14 protein-coding genes and 1 pseudogene are annotated in these 14,707 nt (G+C 57.4%); 1 reads left to right on the forward strand and 14 read right to left on the reverse strand.

The window, feature by feature from the left end:
• Positions 1–4: 4 nt before the first annotated feature.
• From AB5Y71_RS19900 to purH, 14 genes and pseudogenes are all read right to left on the reverse strand, one after another.
• Positions 5–2,728 (reverse strand): DUF927 domain-containing protein, encoded by a 2,724-nt coding sequence (locus tag AB5Y71_RS19900; RefSeq protein ID WP_368172277.1) that lies wholly within the window; start codon positions 2,726–2,728, stop codon positions 5–7.
• Positions 2,725–2,976 carry a hypothetical protein gene (locus AB5Y71_RS19905; protein ID WP_368172278.1) on the reverse strand — a complete coding sequence of 84 codons (252 nt, stop codon included), beginning with the start codon at positions 2,974–2,976 and terminating at the stop codon, positions 2,725–2,727. Before AB5Y71_RS19905 ends, AB5Y71_RS19900 begins: the two co-directional genes overlap by 4 nt.
• Complete coding sequence (locus tag AB5Y71_RS19910) at positions 2,973–3,140, reverse strand: host cell division inhibitor Icd-like protein (protein WP_236663931.1); 168 nt, start codon at positions 3,138–3,140, stop codon at positions 2,973–2,975. The genes AB5Y71_RS19905 and AB5Y71_RS19910 overlap by 4 nt, the downstream gene beginning before the upstream one ends.
• 381 nt (positions 3,141–3,521) lie before the next feature.
• A complete protein-coding gene (locus AB5Y71_RS19915) occupies positions 3,522–4,235 on the reverse strand; it encodes a hypothetical protein (protein WP_368172279.1) in 714 nt (237 codons plus the stop codon).
• Between the two features lie 4 nt (positions 4,236–4,239).
• The gene (locus AB5Y71_RS19920; protein WP_368172280.1) at positions 4,240–5,205 is read right to left on the reverse strand and encodes a P2 family phage major capsid protein; all 966 of its coding nucleotides are present in this window, start codon (positions 5,203–5,205) and stop codon (positions 4,240–4,242) included.
• 12 nt (positions 5,206–5,217) lie between these two features.
• Positions 5,218–5,847 (reverse strand): GPO family capsid scaffolding protein, encoded by a 630-nt coding sequence (locus AB5Y71_RS19925; protein WP_368172281.1) that lies wholly within the window; start codon positions 5,845–5,847, stop codon positions 5,218–5,220.
• 152 nt (positions 5,848–5,999) lie between these two features.
• A pseudogene (locus AB5Y71_RS19930) lies at positions 6,000–6,164 on the reverse strand (ogr/Delta-like zinc finger family protein); the annotation flags it as partial.
• Positions 6,165–6,180: 16 nt separating this feature from the next.
• Positions 6,181–6,411: a helix-turn-helix domain-containing protein gene (locus tag AB5Y71_RS19935; RefSeq protein WP_075116276.1), complete on the reverse strand. Its 231-nt coding sequence runs from the start codon at positions 6,409–6,411 to the stop codon at positions 6,181–6,183.
• Positions 6,412–6,509: 98 nt separating this feature from the next.
• Entirely contained in the window at positions 6,510–7,520 is a 1,011-nt protein-coding gene (locus tag AB5Y71_RS19940; protein ID WP_368172282.1) for a DUF6387 family protein, read from the reverse strand.
• On the reverse strand, positions 7,513–8,961 hold the full coding sequence (locus tag AB5Y71_RS19945) for a site-specific integrase (protein ID WP_043852300.1): 1,449 nt from the start codon (positions 8,959–8,961) through the stop codon (positions 7,513–7,515). Before AB5Y71_RS19945 ends, AB5Y71_RS19940 begins: the two co-directional genes overlap by 8 nt.
• 629 nt (positions 8,962–9,590) lie before the next feature.
• Complete coding sequence (locus AB5Y71_RS19950; RefSeq protein WP_279497459.1) at positions 9,591–10,145, reverse strand: cytochrome b/b6 domain-containing protein; 555 nt, start codon at positions 10,143–10,145, stop codon at positions 9,591–9,593.
• The gene (locus tag AB5Y71_RS19955) at positions 10,126–10,500 is read right to left on the reverse strand and encodes a cytochrome b562 (RefSeq protein WP_005349056.1); all 375 of its coding nucleotides are present in this window, start codon (positions 10,498–10,500) and stop codon (positions 10,126–10,128) included. Before AB5Y71_RS19955 ends, AB5Y71_RS19950 begins: the two co-directional genes overlap by 20 nt.
• Before the next feature lie 277 nt (positions 10,501–10,777).
• Positions 10,778–12,064, reverse strand: a complete 1,287-nt coding sequence (gene purD, locus AB5Y71_RS19960; protein WP_005341242.1) for a phosphoribosylamine--glycine ligase — start codon at positions 12,062–12,064, stop codon at positions 10,778–10,780.
• Between the two features lie 114 nt (positions 12,065–12,178).
• Complete coding sequence (gene purH, locus AB5Y71_RS19965; RefSeq protein ID WP_368172283.1) at positions 12,179–13,771, reverse strand: bifunctional phosphoribosylaminoimidazolecarboxamide formyltransferase/IMP cyclohydrolase; 1,593 nt, start codon at positions 13,769–13,771, stop codon at positions 12,179–12,181.
• Between the two features lie 416 nt (positions 13,772–14,187).
• On the opposite strand from purH, the gene zntR reads away from it, so the two are divergent.
• Positions 14,188–14,643 carry a Zn(2+)-responsive transcriptional regulator gene (zntR, locus tag AB5Y71_RS19970; RefSeq protein ID WP_368172284.1) on the forward strand — a complete coding sequence of 152 codons (456 nt, stop codon included), beginning with the start codon at positions 14,188–14,190 and terminating at the stop codon, positions 14,641–14,643.
• Positions 14,644–14,707 lie beyond the last annotated feature (64 nt).

A 14,707-nucleotide genomic window follows, 5' to 3' on the forward strand; every position in this document is an offset into this window, starting at 1 on the left:
CAAGTCAAGTAGTGCTTGATTTTTCAGTGATGACACAGTGATTTATTTTGTAGACTCTACTCGGGTTTTTACCGCTACCAGGCAACCTGACAAGAGATTGATGCTTTTTTTGATGATGAATAATAAGCCAACCTTGTTCATGTATAAGTTTGATAGCTCGTTTGTAGTCCCTTCCTTTTGTAATTTCTCGCCAACCTTCAGGTAGGACATAGAAGATCACACTGTCCTCACTTCCGGTTTTGGGATTTTGGCGGTACCCAACCATCTGTGCTGGCCTGTGATTTGGATCATCCCAATCCGCAAACCGGCTGTACTGGTAAGCAGTGAAGAACTGGCGGATCTGGCGCAGGGTTGCCGCGTCTTCCTGATTGCCCAGGTGTCCTCGGTCGGCCAACCACGCATCAAGGCAAGTTCGTGCGGCTTTGGTGGCCTCTCCTGCTTGCCATCCAGTGATACCCAAGCGGGTGGCCAGCTCACCAGCTGCCGCTACCAGGGCAAAACGGTTAATAGCTCGCCCGACCTGATTACCGGCACCCTCTGGGGTCATGGCCGTGGCCAATCGGCGGATCTCCCCCTTCATCCATGCGCTATGCCCATTCAGGTCATTGGCCAATGCCTCGACATAGGCACGAAAAGCTGTGCCGTATTGGCTTTGCAGGCGCTCACGAAGAGTATCAGCGAACTGGCGGCCATCGGCCATGCCGTGCAGCTCCTCAAACGCACCGTGCTTGCCGGTATCACTCGGGATCTGGATAGTGCGGATCTCCATACCGGCAAAGGTACGCTGGCCTGCTTGCTCGGCGTGGTCTTCCAGGGAAAGCTCACCGGTTGAGAGGAACAGCAGACGCCACTGCTTACGCTCACGCAGTTCCCCATCCTGGCGGCTTCGCCCCTTGCCCTGTCCGTTGGCCAGCATATAGGCCACCAGACCAGCCTCTCGCCCATCCACCTCCTTGATTTCATCCAGGCACAGCAAGGCATCATTACGGCGACTGGCGATCCCTTCTATCGCGTTACCGGTTGCTCGCCAGGTATGGGCGAACGCCTCTGGACCGTATACGCTGGCAGCAGCCATCATCACGGTGGTCTTGCCATCGGTACTCTCGCCTTTCAGGTGGAATCCGCCCCCTTCTACTCCAATCAGCGATAGCAGGGGCGCAGCAAAGGCACACGACATGGCAAAGGCTAACCGACTATTACCGACCGCTAGGGCGGCAACCTGGGATTGCCACTCGGCCAAGGTGCCGGACGTGATGAAGTCGTTATTCACATAACCGGTGGTTTGCAGGATCACCTCGTTGGCATCCGGCCCCAAGTTGCCATTTGGCAGCACATAGGCCCGCTTGTGCCAACCAGTGCGCTCGACACAGGTGATCCTGGCTTGCGGCTGGCAGCTCATCAGGTAATCGCGCAGCAGGTTCTTTTTGCTCATGTTGATGTAACTGAGCCCGCTTTCCGCCAGCTGGCCGAATACCTCCTCGCCACCTTTGTGAACCAACATGCGCATGGGCATTGCCCAACGGCGGGTCTTGCCATTGGTATCCCGCCACTCCAGCAACCGGCCAAAGCCTTGGCCCTGCTCAGTGTGGGTGATCGCCCTGACATGTAGCGGGGAACTGATAGGCACCGGCACCCGTTCGGCCTCCTCCCCCTTGCCGCGCCACTCCATGGCAAAGAGGCGATCTTTCCCCATGCTGTAGTTGTCGGGGAGTTCTGGTGTCTCTGGTGCTTGTTCTGCTGGGGTTTTGGTATCTGCGAAAGAGGTCATGATCGCCTTCTTGGTATCGAGCAGCCCATGGGCCTGGTGGTAATCGTTCCAGTCACCAGCTTCACCAGGAAGGCAGATCAGCCCCCCTATCGCGGTTGCTGCTTCTTGGGCTTTGGCTTGGCCAGGGTTGCCATCAATATGGGCGTCATTGTCACCGGCAATCAGGATCGGCTCTGCCCCTTCTCGGCGCTTGGCTATCTCCGCCACGGCTAGCAGATTGCTTGCATCCATGGCGCAATAGACAGTTGCCCCTGTCGCCAAATGGACAGAGACACCCGTTGCGTAACCTTCACAGATTGCCACCCGTAGCCCGCCGGTTAACCGGTGAAATGCCCCTGCTTTCTGGCCGCCGGCCAAATAGCGCTTTTCGCCCTGGGGGTCGATGAGCTGGACGTTGACCAGCTGATCATGTTCATCAGTAAGCGGGATAACCAGGGAGCCCTGAGGGAAGTTGTGCCGCGCTTCTCGGATCAGGGTCTGATTGGTATCTGCCAGCCAGTCGGGCAGGTGCTTGAGGGAGAGATAGGGGCTACGGCCCTTAACGCAATCCCCCATGATTGAGGCGGCCCTGGTGCAAGCTTTGCGCTTGGCTTTCTCTTCATCCTGTCTGGCTTTGGCTGCTACCTGCTCGGCGTTCTGTCGGCGGGCGGCGACCTCGTTTGCATCGAGACCGTCTGGGGATAACCCGAGCAAGGTGGCCACCTCTTGGGCGGCCTCCTTGGTGCTCTTGTGGGTGGCCTTGGCCAGCAGGGTTAAGCCATCACCGGCGCCGCACTGGGAACAAATCCAGGTGCCCCGCCCCTCCTTGTCGTCCAGGCGAAACCGGTCTTTGCCACCGCAGGCAGGGCATGGGCCATGCTGGCCACGCTTGGGAACTGATAGGCCAAGTTCAGCCAGGATAAAGGGCCATTGCCCACGGGCTGCCAGGGAGACATCAGAGACAATTCGGATAGAGGTCATGACTCACCTCCAGGCAGCCGATCATTCAGCTCGCTGATCCGGCAAGAGTTGGTGTCTATGTCTTTCGCCAGTGCCTTGAGCAGGCCAGAAAGGCCATAGGTAAACTCTTCATGGTCGATGCGGCTCTTACGCTCCCAATCCACGCTAGCGGACAACAAATGGGAAAGGGTATGAAGGGCACACACTGACGTATCCAGTTCAGCAGTGACGCGGGTAAGCTCTTTTGAGGTGTTCTGATGGATGTTCATGCTTGCCCCCTTTTCGCATTGGGAATACGGGCAACAAACACGAGCGGCAGGCCAGGCAGATTGGCGCGCGCTTGAGCTTCGGTATCAGCGACGGCAGAAATGGTGCGTATACGGTGAAGGTCAGAGACCTTGCCATGGGTGGCGATCAGGAAGGTGAAGATCATTTGGGTTATCCCTACGTGAAGTTGACGCAGGGCGGATCGGGTAGCCGCAAAGCAGTGCTCACGTAGGCAGGCACAGTGGGGGCGTTTTCTTTGGCTCCCGACCCATGCCCCCAAAACAGGATAGATCTCCGGCAAGATGCCAGAAATGGGGGAAAGGGACGCAAATTTTCCTACGTGAGTCGCTGCTTGCGGGTGCTTAATCCGCCAGCCTTGTCGCTTGCTTAAGGCGACACGGGGAAGGCTATCCGAATTGATCTGTGGATGCAACTCTTGCTGGGGATCAGGGGCTTTGCTATGGTGCATGGGCTTGCTCCTCTGGATTTGGGGGTGGGGTAAGCAAATAGGGAGCCCTGGCAGGCTCCCTTTTGTTTTTCTGGGCGGTTACTTCCCCAACTCCCTTTTCAGCTGCTGCCGTTTGCCTGGACTGTCACACAACGCCAGCAGATCAGCGCACTCCGGACGGGTTGAGGTAATGAGCGCCTTGCGTGCTGCGGGGTTATCCCCCTCCAGCGCCACCTGCTCGCCGTTCAATGCCTCATTGAGAGCACTCCCCAACTCGGCAAGCGCCCAGCGGCGGGCCTCCTCGAGCCCCATGATGCACCCTTTGGCACGGGTCAACGCAGCCAGCTCTGCCAACTGTTGTTTGAGCGGTTTCAAGATGGCGGGCGCCAACTTGTTGTCGAGGTGGTTGTCATACCATCCGGCGACCCTCCGCTTGGCGAGGTCGGTTTCGCGCTGGGCATCATAGAGCGGCAATGCCAAGCGTTTCTCTTGGCGCTCCGACATGCTGGCCGCCGCTTGGGCATCCTCTATCAACTCGGCCAATTCGCGGTATTCCCGCGCCTCCTCCAGCGAGACCTCTCCCCCCATCATCTGGCCTATCCGTCCTTGACGCAGCTCCTCGCGGCGCGCCTGGGCTGACGGGATTTGCACCATCAGATGTTTGCGCTGCTCGCGCAAGGTCAATATCTCTTGGTCGAGTTCCATCAGCTTGCTGTGTTCGCTTTGAAACAGGGTCACGTGTTCATCCAGTCGGTTGGCTCGGGTGGCTGCGGGGGCAGTCGGCACGGCCTGCACAGAAGGATTCTCTTGCATCGTGTTACTCCTCAGTGACAAGGGTGATGGCATCAAAAGCGGCGTAGGCGGTTGGCTCGCCCAAGGCGTAGGTCTGGGCGCGGTTGTAGCGAATGCCCCAGCTGGCCAAGTCGTCAATGTCGCCCGCCGTGAGGCGGTGGGTGTGGTTGACGGTGAGCACCTGCAGGTTCTCGGCCAGCGTGATGGCCAGATAGGTGCCTGGCATATGCTGGTGCGAGACAAAGCCCAAGTCCGCAATCTTCATGCGCTGGGTTTTATCCCGCACCTGTCCGGCCTTGAGGTGGGCTTTCTGGTGAGCGCGCAGCAGGTCGCCACCGACCATCACCACCAAGCGCGGGTCTTGGCGGTACGCCTCGGGCAGCTTCTCAATCAGGGCATAGACCATGCTGTCGAGGTCGGTGAAATCGCCCTTGCCGCTTGTGGAGAAGGTGACCGCATCGCGCAGCACCCGCAGCCCCTCGGGGTCAGCTGCCTTGGCCAAGGCGGGCCAGCCCACCATCACATCCTCCCCGTTGGGGTTGGCAACGGGGTCGGTATTGACGGCAGCAGATTGGCCATGGAAGCCGACCCGTATCAAGTCATCACCAAAGGCGGCCAAGGCCAGCTCTTCGAGCAGGGCGTTAACCTGGGCTTGGTCGAGCCCTTCTAGCATTTGGGCCAGCTGTTGCCATGTCCAGATAACGCTGCTGTCCATCTCTTCGTATTGGTGGGCGCGCTTGCTCGGCTTGGCCGGAACCATGAAACGCGCTTGCGCCTTGCGGCCACTGCGCAGGGTTGGCTTGAGCGGGTCAAAGCGCGGGGCGTGCGGGTCATCCACCCCCAAGATAGAGACCATCCACAGGAACGGGACGGCCTGCAAAATGGCCGCCGTCAGAGCCAAACTGGTGGCATTGTCGAGGTTGCCGAAACTGGGTTGCGGCGCGGGGGCAAAGCTCATGCGCACATCGCGCAGCAGGTCAGATAAGGTCATCAGAAAGGCTCCTTAGTAGAGGGGGTAGGTGTTGTCAGAGTCGGGGTTATCACGGCGGCCAGCAGTGGGCGGGTCTGGTGGGCAGGGCATCATGCTGGCGAGCTTTTTGTTGATGCTGTCGATATCCGACACCAAGGTTTCCAGCTGCTTAAACATGCGATCAGGGTCTGGTGTCCGGTTCACCGGTTTGGTGGGGACTGGCGCAGGCAAAGAGGCTGGCACCAAGAGCGGGCGCGCCTCGGGCCGCTTGGCACTGAATTGCAGTTGGGTCAGCCCCGTGATGGTCGGCTGGTCGGTGACAGAGACCCCCGCCAGATACCACTGGCCAGTTCCTGCAAAGTTTTCAGCCGCCTCAATGGTGCAAAAGCCGTGGCTGCCGTTGGCGTTGAGGTCAATCAGCTCAAGGGTCGGACAAAGTACCGCCATCAGCTTGAGCTGGCCGTCTTCCTCTTGCACCTTCACCGCATCCACATAGCCAAGTGGGCGAATGCGTGCCCCCTCTGGCCAGAGGTTGGCCACATAGAAACTCGGGTTGTAGGTCTGGGCCAGCTCGCGCAGGCACTCGGGGGTAATAGTGCGGCCATCCAGTGTTGGCCCCGCCGTGGCGATGCACACCCAGCCGGTTTTGACTTGACTACTCATAGCACCCACCGATCATTTGAAACGGGCTTTTTTTGCTCTTTAGCGGCCTGCTCATCCAGCTGTTTTTGGCGTTCGTTCATGCTTTGACACAGCGGGGCGTGCGCCTCCGGCGACAGCCCTCGCGCCAGTGCGATGGCCATGGCGCTGGCTCGCTTGGCTGAAGGGCTCAGGGTGTGGCTATAGGCCAGTGTGGACACCCAAGAGTGACCGCAACTGGCATCAGTGCATTGGCAATAGAGATTGGCGATCCCTACCGTCATGCGATTGGTTTTGGTGATACGGCCTAATTGGCCGCACTCGGTGCACATTACGCGCATAGTGCATACCTCCTGGTTATTGGACGGAGTTCGCGGGTTTGCTGGAATGCAGCATCTTGCGGGAGGCGAGGAACGCATCGAGATCGGCGCGTTCGTAGAGGGTACGGTTGCCGAGCTTGTAGTAAGGGATCTCATACCGGCCATTACTGGCCCAGACCCCAAGGGTCTTCTCGGACAGCCCAAGGTAGGCGGCAGCCTCACGTCGAGTAAGGCGTTGCGGAGTGTTCTGGTTTATTACTGATTTCATCTTGGCACCCCCAGTATTGCTTTGATGGTGCTAATTTTCTCTGGGGGGCCATGATATTAGTAGGGAGAAACGAAGCTCTGTTTTTTTTACTTGAGAATTTAGAACGGTTCTGTTATTGCCTGCTCTACCGGCATATTCCATACACCTGCATGAGTAAGCGTTCTTTCCCACGTTTTGAGACACTGGTGATCAGCAAATGCCAGGGCGTTTTTCCTATGTGTTTTCCTTAGCGATTCAGGCTCAATATTCAAATTCGGATATACTAAATCCAACGTTACCTCATCATTAATGAGACCAGGATAGAGCTGATTAGCAATCATGGTATCCAATAACATGAGGTACTTATTGGTTAGAGCCTTCCGCAACGCATTATTGCTAGCCTTGACTCCATCTTGGCAATAATCGATAGCGCTTTCTTGGCGCCACTTATCAAGCAATCTGCCCATATCCTCCAGGATCTCCCTGTTCGTGTAGTGACTCAAGTTGAGCGACACAACAATATTATCACCAGGAGAATAATTAGGTTCAGATGCAAAAGCATCCACGCATGCCTTGGTTTTATAATGTGCGCTGAATGAATCGACAGGGCTTAACTCCAGCTCCTTAGCTATGTTGGCCATCTCGTAGACCTTGCCAACTGAAAGAGGGGTCACGCTATTCAGATGTGACAGCACCCTAGGCTCATCCAAGACAATATCATTAATAAATGCCTGGAACTGCTTTGTTTTGGTACGGAGTTCCCGTAGTGTGGTGAACTCTGATATGCCAGTCTGCTTTATTAACTCTGAAACCTCGTGAGGTTCCATTTTCCCCTTCATAAACTCATACACATCAATTTCTATATCGTCTGGTCTGATAATCATCAGAGAGTCAGATTTGCACATCCTCACCCAAGGCTCTATATAATATCCTGCTGCGGGATCATTTTTTATTAGAAGGTCATAAATATTCGCTCTCAAATGTAATTGTTCAATCAATTCTTTTGAGGTCAACTTTACTACGTTTTTAAATTTATCACTCTTGAAAAAAGAAAATAGTTTAACCTGCATATCTCCATTTTTTATGGAATGCTTAAACTCTTCACTCTCCATATAGCTAGCTTTAAACAAGGTCTTTTCCTCTCTCGTTGTCGGCCACGCCATGCAGACTTAGTAATAACCGGCGTTGTTCTGTTTCTGGCAGTGTGGCGAAAATGGTTAATAAATTACTATTGGCATTATTTTTACTGTCCAAGCGGCCTGCGTATTCCAAAATATCCCGTTCAATCCTGGTTGCCGGTTTGCGCAGCTCGTCTGCGGTGAAGTGGATGTAACCCTGGGTGACATCTGCACTGCGCAATGTGCGGTGATTCATCAGGCGCTTGATGGTGTACTGACCGACCTCGGCCAGTTCGGCCACGGTGCCGAAGGTACGGCGGGCATCGTGGCATTTGAACTCGAGCGGCGGCAGGCCATCAGGGTTGGGGTTAGGTACAGTAGCCGCACAGATCTTGGCTATGACACGGCGCGGCTCATGGATGGGGCGATCCGGATTACGACCAGGGAACACAAACCGGCTCTGTTTCAGGTTCCAGTGCCAACGGCGGCGGAAAATGGTGAGCAGGGTATCGGTGATCGGCAGCTCCAGCGGATCACCATTCTTGGTCTGGTCAATCCAGAAGTAGCCGCCGCTCATGCTGACCCGATCCCAGGTGAGCTGGAATACTTCAGCGCGGCGTAATCCCGTAAACAGCGCCATGTCGATGGCATCGCAGACGGTGGCGGTCGTATCGTCCCGCCAGTCGATGGCGTGCTGCCTGACCTGCTCCACAGCATCCAGCCAGCGCCTCAGTTCATGGGTGCGGATCCGGTCGTTGCGTCTGGGGGTGTTGTGCCAAAGCCGCTTGCTGCTCAGGACTTCGGTCGGTGGCTCGGGCAGCATGACCCGATCATTGGCATCCCGATAGTGATCACGGGCAAAGCGCCACACGGCCCGCAGTGTGCGTGCCCAGCGGTCAGCCTGCGCCTTGCTGCCCTTTCCGGTGCCCGCCTTGCGAAACTCTGGCGATGCGCCGTGCCAGGCACTGGGCAACCCTTCGGTGATGGCCTTGTGGCGAACCTCGATCTTTTCCCGCGTGAGTTTGACCAAGGGGATCGTCATCCAGTCGCCGGAGTAGTTGTTGAGATCGGCGCGGTAGTGCTTGGCCGTCTCTGTTCTGATCCGGTCGCCACGGCTGGCAAGGTAGGCATCTATCGCCTCGCCCAGGGTGACTTTCAGCTTGTCCTGTTCGCGGCGGATCACGTTGGGGTTCTGGCCAGTGATGGCCACCTCTCCCAGGATCTCCAGCGCCTTGGCGCGGGCCATGTCGATGGTCAATGCCGGATAGCGCCCCAAGGTCGCCCTGATAAAGCGCCCCTCTTTCCTCTTGGCCACGCTAAACGACTTGGTTCCAGTGGCCCCGACCCGAAGCCTCAACCCCTGCACCATGGCATCACAGTACTCGACCTGCTTCCCCTCAGGTGCGCGCGGCAGTGCATCGATCGTGGCCTTGGTGAATTTGAACGCTTTCATCTTCCCCCTACAAACCAGGCTAGCCAGAGGAAGGGCAGGCAAGACAGGTCTTGTAACCTCTGTAACCTCTGACTATTTATGGTGAGGTTACAAACAAACCCAGTAAAACCGTGGCCTGTAGAGACTTGTAACCTTGTAACCTCTGTAACCTCAATATTTAAACCCTATGCGACCTTTTTTGGCCCAAGGGGGGGAGTGGCGTTTGCTGCTCCTTTCCCTGGCTAGCCTGCTCTTGGCCGACCAATCGATCCAGGTATCCTAGAAATCGATTGGTCGAAAAAGGATACCTATAGGATATGACAGAGGGAGAATATAGGGGAAGATCAGGGAAGGTCATAAAATGAGCGATACGTTCTAAGACATTGATTTATATAACATCATATACTGTACATAAATACAGTAAAATGCGTTTTTCCCACGCTCATAATCGATTGGTCGTGGGTTCAAGTCCCCCAGGGGCCACCAAATTGAAAAAGGCCGCTCATGATGAGCGGCCTTTTTGCATCTGCGGATCGAGCAATGTCCAGTGATGAGCTCGATGAGGTCATAGAAAAGACCCGCCATGGGCGGGTCTGGGCAGGGTCCGGATCAGGCGCCTCACTCAGAGACAAGGAGCCTAATGCTGAGCCTCAGGTTTGCTCGTTGCTGCCCCTCTGGATGGATGAGCGACGCCCGGCGGGTAGCATCCGAGTAACCAGATTGCTGCGCTGACGCCAGGAGGTGAAGACGATGGCCAGCAGGTGCAGACCGATCAGCCCCTGTAGCGCCACCACGCACCACTCATGCCACTCGTCAGCCCCCAGTTCAAATCCCGTCTCGGTATTTTGAAACCAGCCGCTGCCAGCGGTGGCCAGCACAACCAGCCAGAGCGCCCACACGGCCAGCTTGCCGCTACCGTGATGACCCGGTGCCGGAGGCTGCCGCTCACGCATCTCGCGCGCTTGCTGGCGAAAATCCTCACCGCTGGGGATGAGGGCACCAAGGCGAGCGTAGCCACGGGCGAAAGTGAGCCCCCAGAGCAGACGCAAGGAGACCAGCCCAATGGCACCGTAACCCAGCCACTCGTGCCACTCCTCGCCCGCTTCGTTAACCCAGAGGTTGCCGATGCAGACCGCCGCCAAGCCCCAATGGGTCAGGCGAACCAGCGGATCCCAGCGAAAGGGCTCACCCTTTTTGCTTGGCATATTTGTGGTACTCCTTCTTCAGGTCGTTGACCTTGGCCAGATGTTCGCGAGCCTTGGCCTCATCACCCGCCTTGAGTGCGGCCAGGCTGGCGTCCAGCTCGGTCTGTACCTCGTTCATCCCTTCAAGGAATTTCTCTTTCTTGGCGGCCGGCATGTTCTTCTGCTTGGCCACATCCAGCTGGGCCTTCATCTCGTTGATGTGCTTCTCCATGGTGGCTGCATCATCAGCCTTGACGGCCTGCTTGTAGTTGAAGCCAATCTTCTTCATCGGCTGTTCCAGATCACCCGCCACGGCAGGCAGGGTCATCAGGCCAAACATCAGGGGCAGCAGCAGGGGGCGGACGGTTTTCAACATGGGATTTCCTTATATAACGACATGCTCGAATTGTTAGGGGTACTTATGAATCCAAACAAGAATTCATCACCAGCATGATGCCATGACTCATGGTGAAACGTTTGTGAAAAATGCTGTTTTTTGTGGCAAATAGTGACAGATATGCCGCGCTTGTTTGCGCTTGGTAACTGATTGAACGCGGGTGACACGCAGCATGAGGATGGTTGAAAGCGGTAAACAGGGACAAAAAACCCCGCCGTAGCGGGGTCTGAATCAGCTGGCCATTTGCGTGCGTCAGTTACTCCTGTTCGCGAGCAATGGCGCGCCAGCCGATATCCTTGCGGTAGAAGACGCCATCCCACTTGATGCGGCCAGCGAGCTGATAGGCACGCTGCTGGGCTTCTGCCACAGTGTGGCCGAGGGCGGTGGCGCACAACACGCGGCCGCCAGCGGTCAGGCTGGTATCACCCTCCAAGCGGGTACCGGCATGGAACACCTTCTCGCCCGCCACTTCATCCACCGGCAAGCCGCTGATGGGGTGGTTGGTGCTGTAATCGCCGGGATAGCCACCCGCCGCCAACACCACGCCGATGGCGGCGCGGGGATCATAGATAGCCTCTTTCTGATCCAGCTTGCCTGCGCAAGCGGCCAGGCAGAGCTCTACCAGATCGGACTGCATCCGCAGCATGATGGGCTGGGTCTCTGGATCGCCGAAACGGCAGTTGAACTCGATCACCTTGGGATTGCCTGCGCCGTCGATCATCAGACCGGCGTAGAGGAAACCTGTGTAGACATTGCCTTCGGCCGCCATGCCACGCACGGTCGGCATGATCACCTGCTCCATCACGCGTCGATGTACCTCGGCGGTCACTACCGGCGCCGGGGAGTAAGCCCCCATACCGCCGGTGTTGAGGCCGGTATCACCGTCGCCAACCCGCTTGTGATCCTGACTGGTGGCCATCGGCAGCACGTGCTCGCCATCGACCATGACGATGAAGCTCGCCTCTTCACCCTCCAGAAACTCCTCGATCACCACCCGGGAGCCCGCTTCGCCAAAGGCATTGCCGGAGAGCATGTCGCGCACCGCGTCTTCCGCTTCCTGCAAGGTCATGGCGACAATCACCCCCTTGCCCGCCGCCAGACCATCGGCCTTGATGACGATGGGGGCGCCTTTCTCACGCAAGTAGGCGAGCGCAGGCTCCACTTCGGTGAAGTTCTGGTACTCGGCGGTCGGAATGGCGTGACGGGCCAGGAAATCCTTGGTGAAAGCCTTGGAGCCTTCCAGCTGGGCAGCGGCAGCGGTCGGGCCAAAGATCGGCTGACCGGCAGCGCGGAAGGCATCCACCACCCCTTTCACCAGCGGCGCTTCCGGCCCGACGATGGTGAGGCCGACCTGCTTCTCTTTGGCAAAGGCCAGCAACCCTTCGATATCGGTCGCCTCGATGGCGACGTTCTCGACACCCGGCTCAAGCTGGGTGCCTGCGTTGCCCGGCGCAACAAAAACGTGACGCACCAGCGGGGAGTGTTTGGCCTTCCAGGCCAGGGCGTGTTCACGGCCACCGTTGCCAATGATCAGTACTTTCATCGTATCGCTCGCTTCTATTTGTGGTCACTGGACGGCCACCCGGGCCGTCAGTCAGTGGAAATAGTCAGTTGAAAAGAGACAACAAAAGGGCCGCCATCGGCAGCCCCTGACCCATCAATGACGGAAATGGCGCATGTTGGTGAAGACCATGCACATACCGTGCTCGTCGGCGGCATCGATCACTTCCTGATCGCGCATCGAGCCACCCGGCTGGATCACGCAGGAGATACCGGCCTGCGCGGCAGCATCGATACCGTCGCGGAACGGGAAGAAGGCATCGGAGGCCATCACGGAGCCCGCCACGGTCAGCCCTTCGTCCGCCGCCTTGATACCGGCGATTTTGGCCGAATAAACACGGCTCATCTGGCCTGCGCCGACGCCGATGGTCTGGCCATCTTTGGCGTAGACGATGGCGTTGGATTTGACGAACTTGGCCACTTTCCAGCAGAACAGCAGATCCTGCAGCTCGGCCTCGGTCGGCTGGCGCTTGCTGACCACGGTCAGGTCACCCAGCGTCACCATGCCGAGATCCCGCTCCTGTACCAGCAGGCCGCCGTTGACGCGTTTGAGGTCAACCCCTTGCGCCGGAGCAGTCCACTGACCGCATTCGAGCAGACGCACGTTCTGCTTGGCAGCGACCGCATCGCGGGCCTCCTGGCTGACGGTTGGGGCAATGATCACCTCAACAAACTGACGCTCGACGATGGCCTTGGCAGTGGCGCCATCCAGCTCGCGGTTGAAGGCGATGATGCCGCCAAAGGCGGAGGTGGGGTCGGTCTGGTAAGCGCGATCGTAGGCACTCAGCAGGTTATCACCAATGGCCACGCCGCAGGGGTTGGCATGTTTGACGATGACGCAGGCCGGCTCGTCGAACTCCTTAACACACTCCAGCGCAGCATCGGTATCAGCGATGTTGTTGTAGGAGAGCGCCTTGCCCTGCAGCTGGATAGCGCTGGAGACGGAACCCGGAGCAGCATGCTCTTCGGCGTAGAAGGCGGCAGCCTGATGGCTGTTTTCGCCGTAACGCATGTCCTGCTTCTTGATGAACTGGCTGTTGAAGGTGCGCGGGAAACGGGACTCCTCGTCACCCTCCTTGTTGTCACCGTAGGAAGGCACCATAGTGCCAAAGTAGTTGGCGATCATGCCGTCGTAGGCGGCGGTGTGCTCGAAGGCTGCGATGGCAAGATCGAAACGGGTCGCCAGTTTCAGGCTGTTGCCGTTGGCATCCATCTCGCGAATAACCCGATCATAGTCAGCAGCTTTGACGACGATAGCGACATCTTTGTGGTTTTTGGCGGCAGAACGCACCATGGTCGGGCCGCCGATGTCGATGTTCTCGACCGCATCCGCCAGGGTGCAGCCCGCTTTGGCCACGGTGGCAGCAAACGGGTAGAGGTTGACGACAACCATGTCGATGGGGGAGATAGCGTGCTGGGCCATGATGGCGTCATCCTGATCCCGACGGCCGAGGATGCCGCCATGAACCTTGGGATGCAGGGTCTTGACCCGGCCATCCATCATTTCAGGGAAACCCGTGTAGTCGGAGACCTCGGTCACCGGCAGACCCGCCTCGCCAAGCAGCTTGGCGGTACCGCCCGTGGAGAGCAGGGCAACACCACGCTCGTTGAGTGCCTTGGCAAATTCCAGAATGCCAGTTTTGTCAGACACACTCAGCAGTGCACGGCGAATGGGTCGAGCTTGTTCCATCACACTATCGTCCTCAACATAACGGGGACCGTTCCATGGGAGGCGAGGCTCAACACAGAGAGTCCCCAAATAAATGGAAGTGGGGGATTTCGCAAACCACTCTCGCCCCGACATCCGGCAAAAGCGTTTTAGGAAATGCCCGCTTGGTGCGGCGCTCTGTTATGGGCGCGTATTCTACACAAAAAATGTGACCTGTGGTGGATTTTTTGAAACAGCAAAGCCTTATTTGGCGCGGCGTTAAACGTTTTCCACTTGATTTTCTCGAAACGTTTGCACTTTCAGTGTTTTATGGGAAAAAGGGTCGCTAGGAGATGTTTATCTGCCCCTTTTATGCCCTTGGCTGGCAATCCATGGGCAAAGGGGTGATAGTGGATTCCGGTTTTTGTTGCGGCATACATTCAAGGGGAGAAAAGGGCATGTATCGGATCGGTGAACTGGCCAAGGCGTGCGGGGTCAAGGCAGATACCCTGCGTTTTTACGAGAAGAACGGGCTTATCTCACCGGGGATCCGCAACGAATCCGGCTACCGCCTCTACAGCGAGCAGGACAAGCGGCGGCTGGAGTTTATTATCCGCGCCAAGTCGGTGGGATTCTCGCTGGCCGATATCGGCGAGCTGCTCGACCTCGATACCAACAAGGCCAAAGTCACCTGTCAGGAGGTGAAAGCGGTGGCCGACACCAAGCTGGCCCAGGTGGAGCAGAAGATCATCGAACTGACCCGCTTTCGCGACAACCTGCGAGAGCTCTCCAATATCTGCTGCGGCGGGCCGCGCTCGGCGGAGCACTGCGCCATCCTCGAAACGCTGGAATCTGGTGCCCCGGCCCATCACGAGCATCACAGCCACGACCAGCATGACCAGGTTCACGGCTGATATGGTATGCCTGACTGAGCGTGCCTGGCTCAGTGTGACTGACTCGGCGCCGCCGACGCATTGC

This window comes from Aeromonas sp. R9-2 (assembly GCF_040908025.1).
Classification (GTDB): domain Bacteria; phylum Pseudomonadota; class Gammaproteobacteria; order Enterobacterales; family Aeromonadaceae; genus Aeromonas; species Aeromonas veronii.

Excerpts from the sequence above, each read along its gene's own strand:
- purH (WP_368172283.1), bottom strand. The coding sequence starts at position 13,771 with ATGGAACAAGCTCGACCCATTCGCCGTGCACTGCTGAGTGTGTCTGAC.
- AB5Y71_RS19955 (WP_005349056.1), bottom strand. The coding sequence starts at position 10,500 with ATGTTGAAAACCGTCCGCCCCCTGCTGCTGCCCCTGATGTTTGGCCTG.
- AB5Y71_RS19920 (WP_368172280.1), bottom strand. The coding sequence starts at position 5,205 with ATGACCTTATCTGACCTGCTGCGCGATGTGCGCATGAGCTTTGCCCCC.
- AB5Y71_RS19910 (WP_236663931.1), bottom strand. The coding sequence starts at position 3,140 with ATGATCTTCACCTTCCTGATCGCCACCCATGGCAAGGTCTCTGACCTT.
- AB5Y71_RS19945 (WP_043852300.1), bottom strand. The coding sequence starts at position 8,961 with ATGAAAGCGTTCAAATTCACCAAGGCCACGATCGATGCACTGCCGCGC.
- AB5Y71_RS19915 (WP_368172279.1), bottom strand. The coding sequence starts at position 4,235 with ATGCAAGAGAATCCTTCTGTGCAGGCCGTGCCGACTGCCCCCGCAGCC.
- zntR (WP_368172284.1), top strand. The coding sequence starts at position 14,188 with ATGTATCGGATCGGTGAACTGGCCAAGGCGTGCGGGGTCAAGGCAGAT.
- AB5Y71_RS19905 (WP_368172278.1), bottom strand. The coding sequence starts at position 2,976 with ATGAACATCCATCAGAACACCTCAAAAGAGCTTACCCGCGTCACTGCT.
- AB5Y71_RS19925 (WP_368172281.1), bottom strand. The coding sequence starts at position 5,847 with ATGAGTAGTCAAGTCAAAACCGGCTGGGTGTGCATCGCCACGGCGGGG.
- purD (WP_005341242.1), bottom strand. The coding sequence starts at position 12,064 with ATGAAAGTACTGATCATTGGCAACGGTGGCCGTGAACACGCCCTGGCC.
- AB5Y71_RS19950 (WP_279497459.1), bottom strand. The coding sequence starts at position 10,145 with ATGCCAAGCAAAAAGGGTGAGCCCTTTCGCTGGGATCCGCTGGTTCGC.
- AB5Y71_RS19900 (WP_368172277.1), bottom strand. The coding sequence starts at position 2,728 with ATGACCTCTATCCGAATTGTCTCTGATGTCTCCCTGGCAGCCCGTGGG.
- AB5Y71_RS19935 (WP_075116276.1), bottom strand. The coding sequence starts at position 6,411 with ATGAAATCAGTAATAAACCAGAACACTCCGCAACGCCTTACTCGACGT.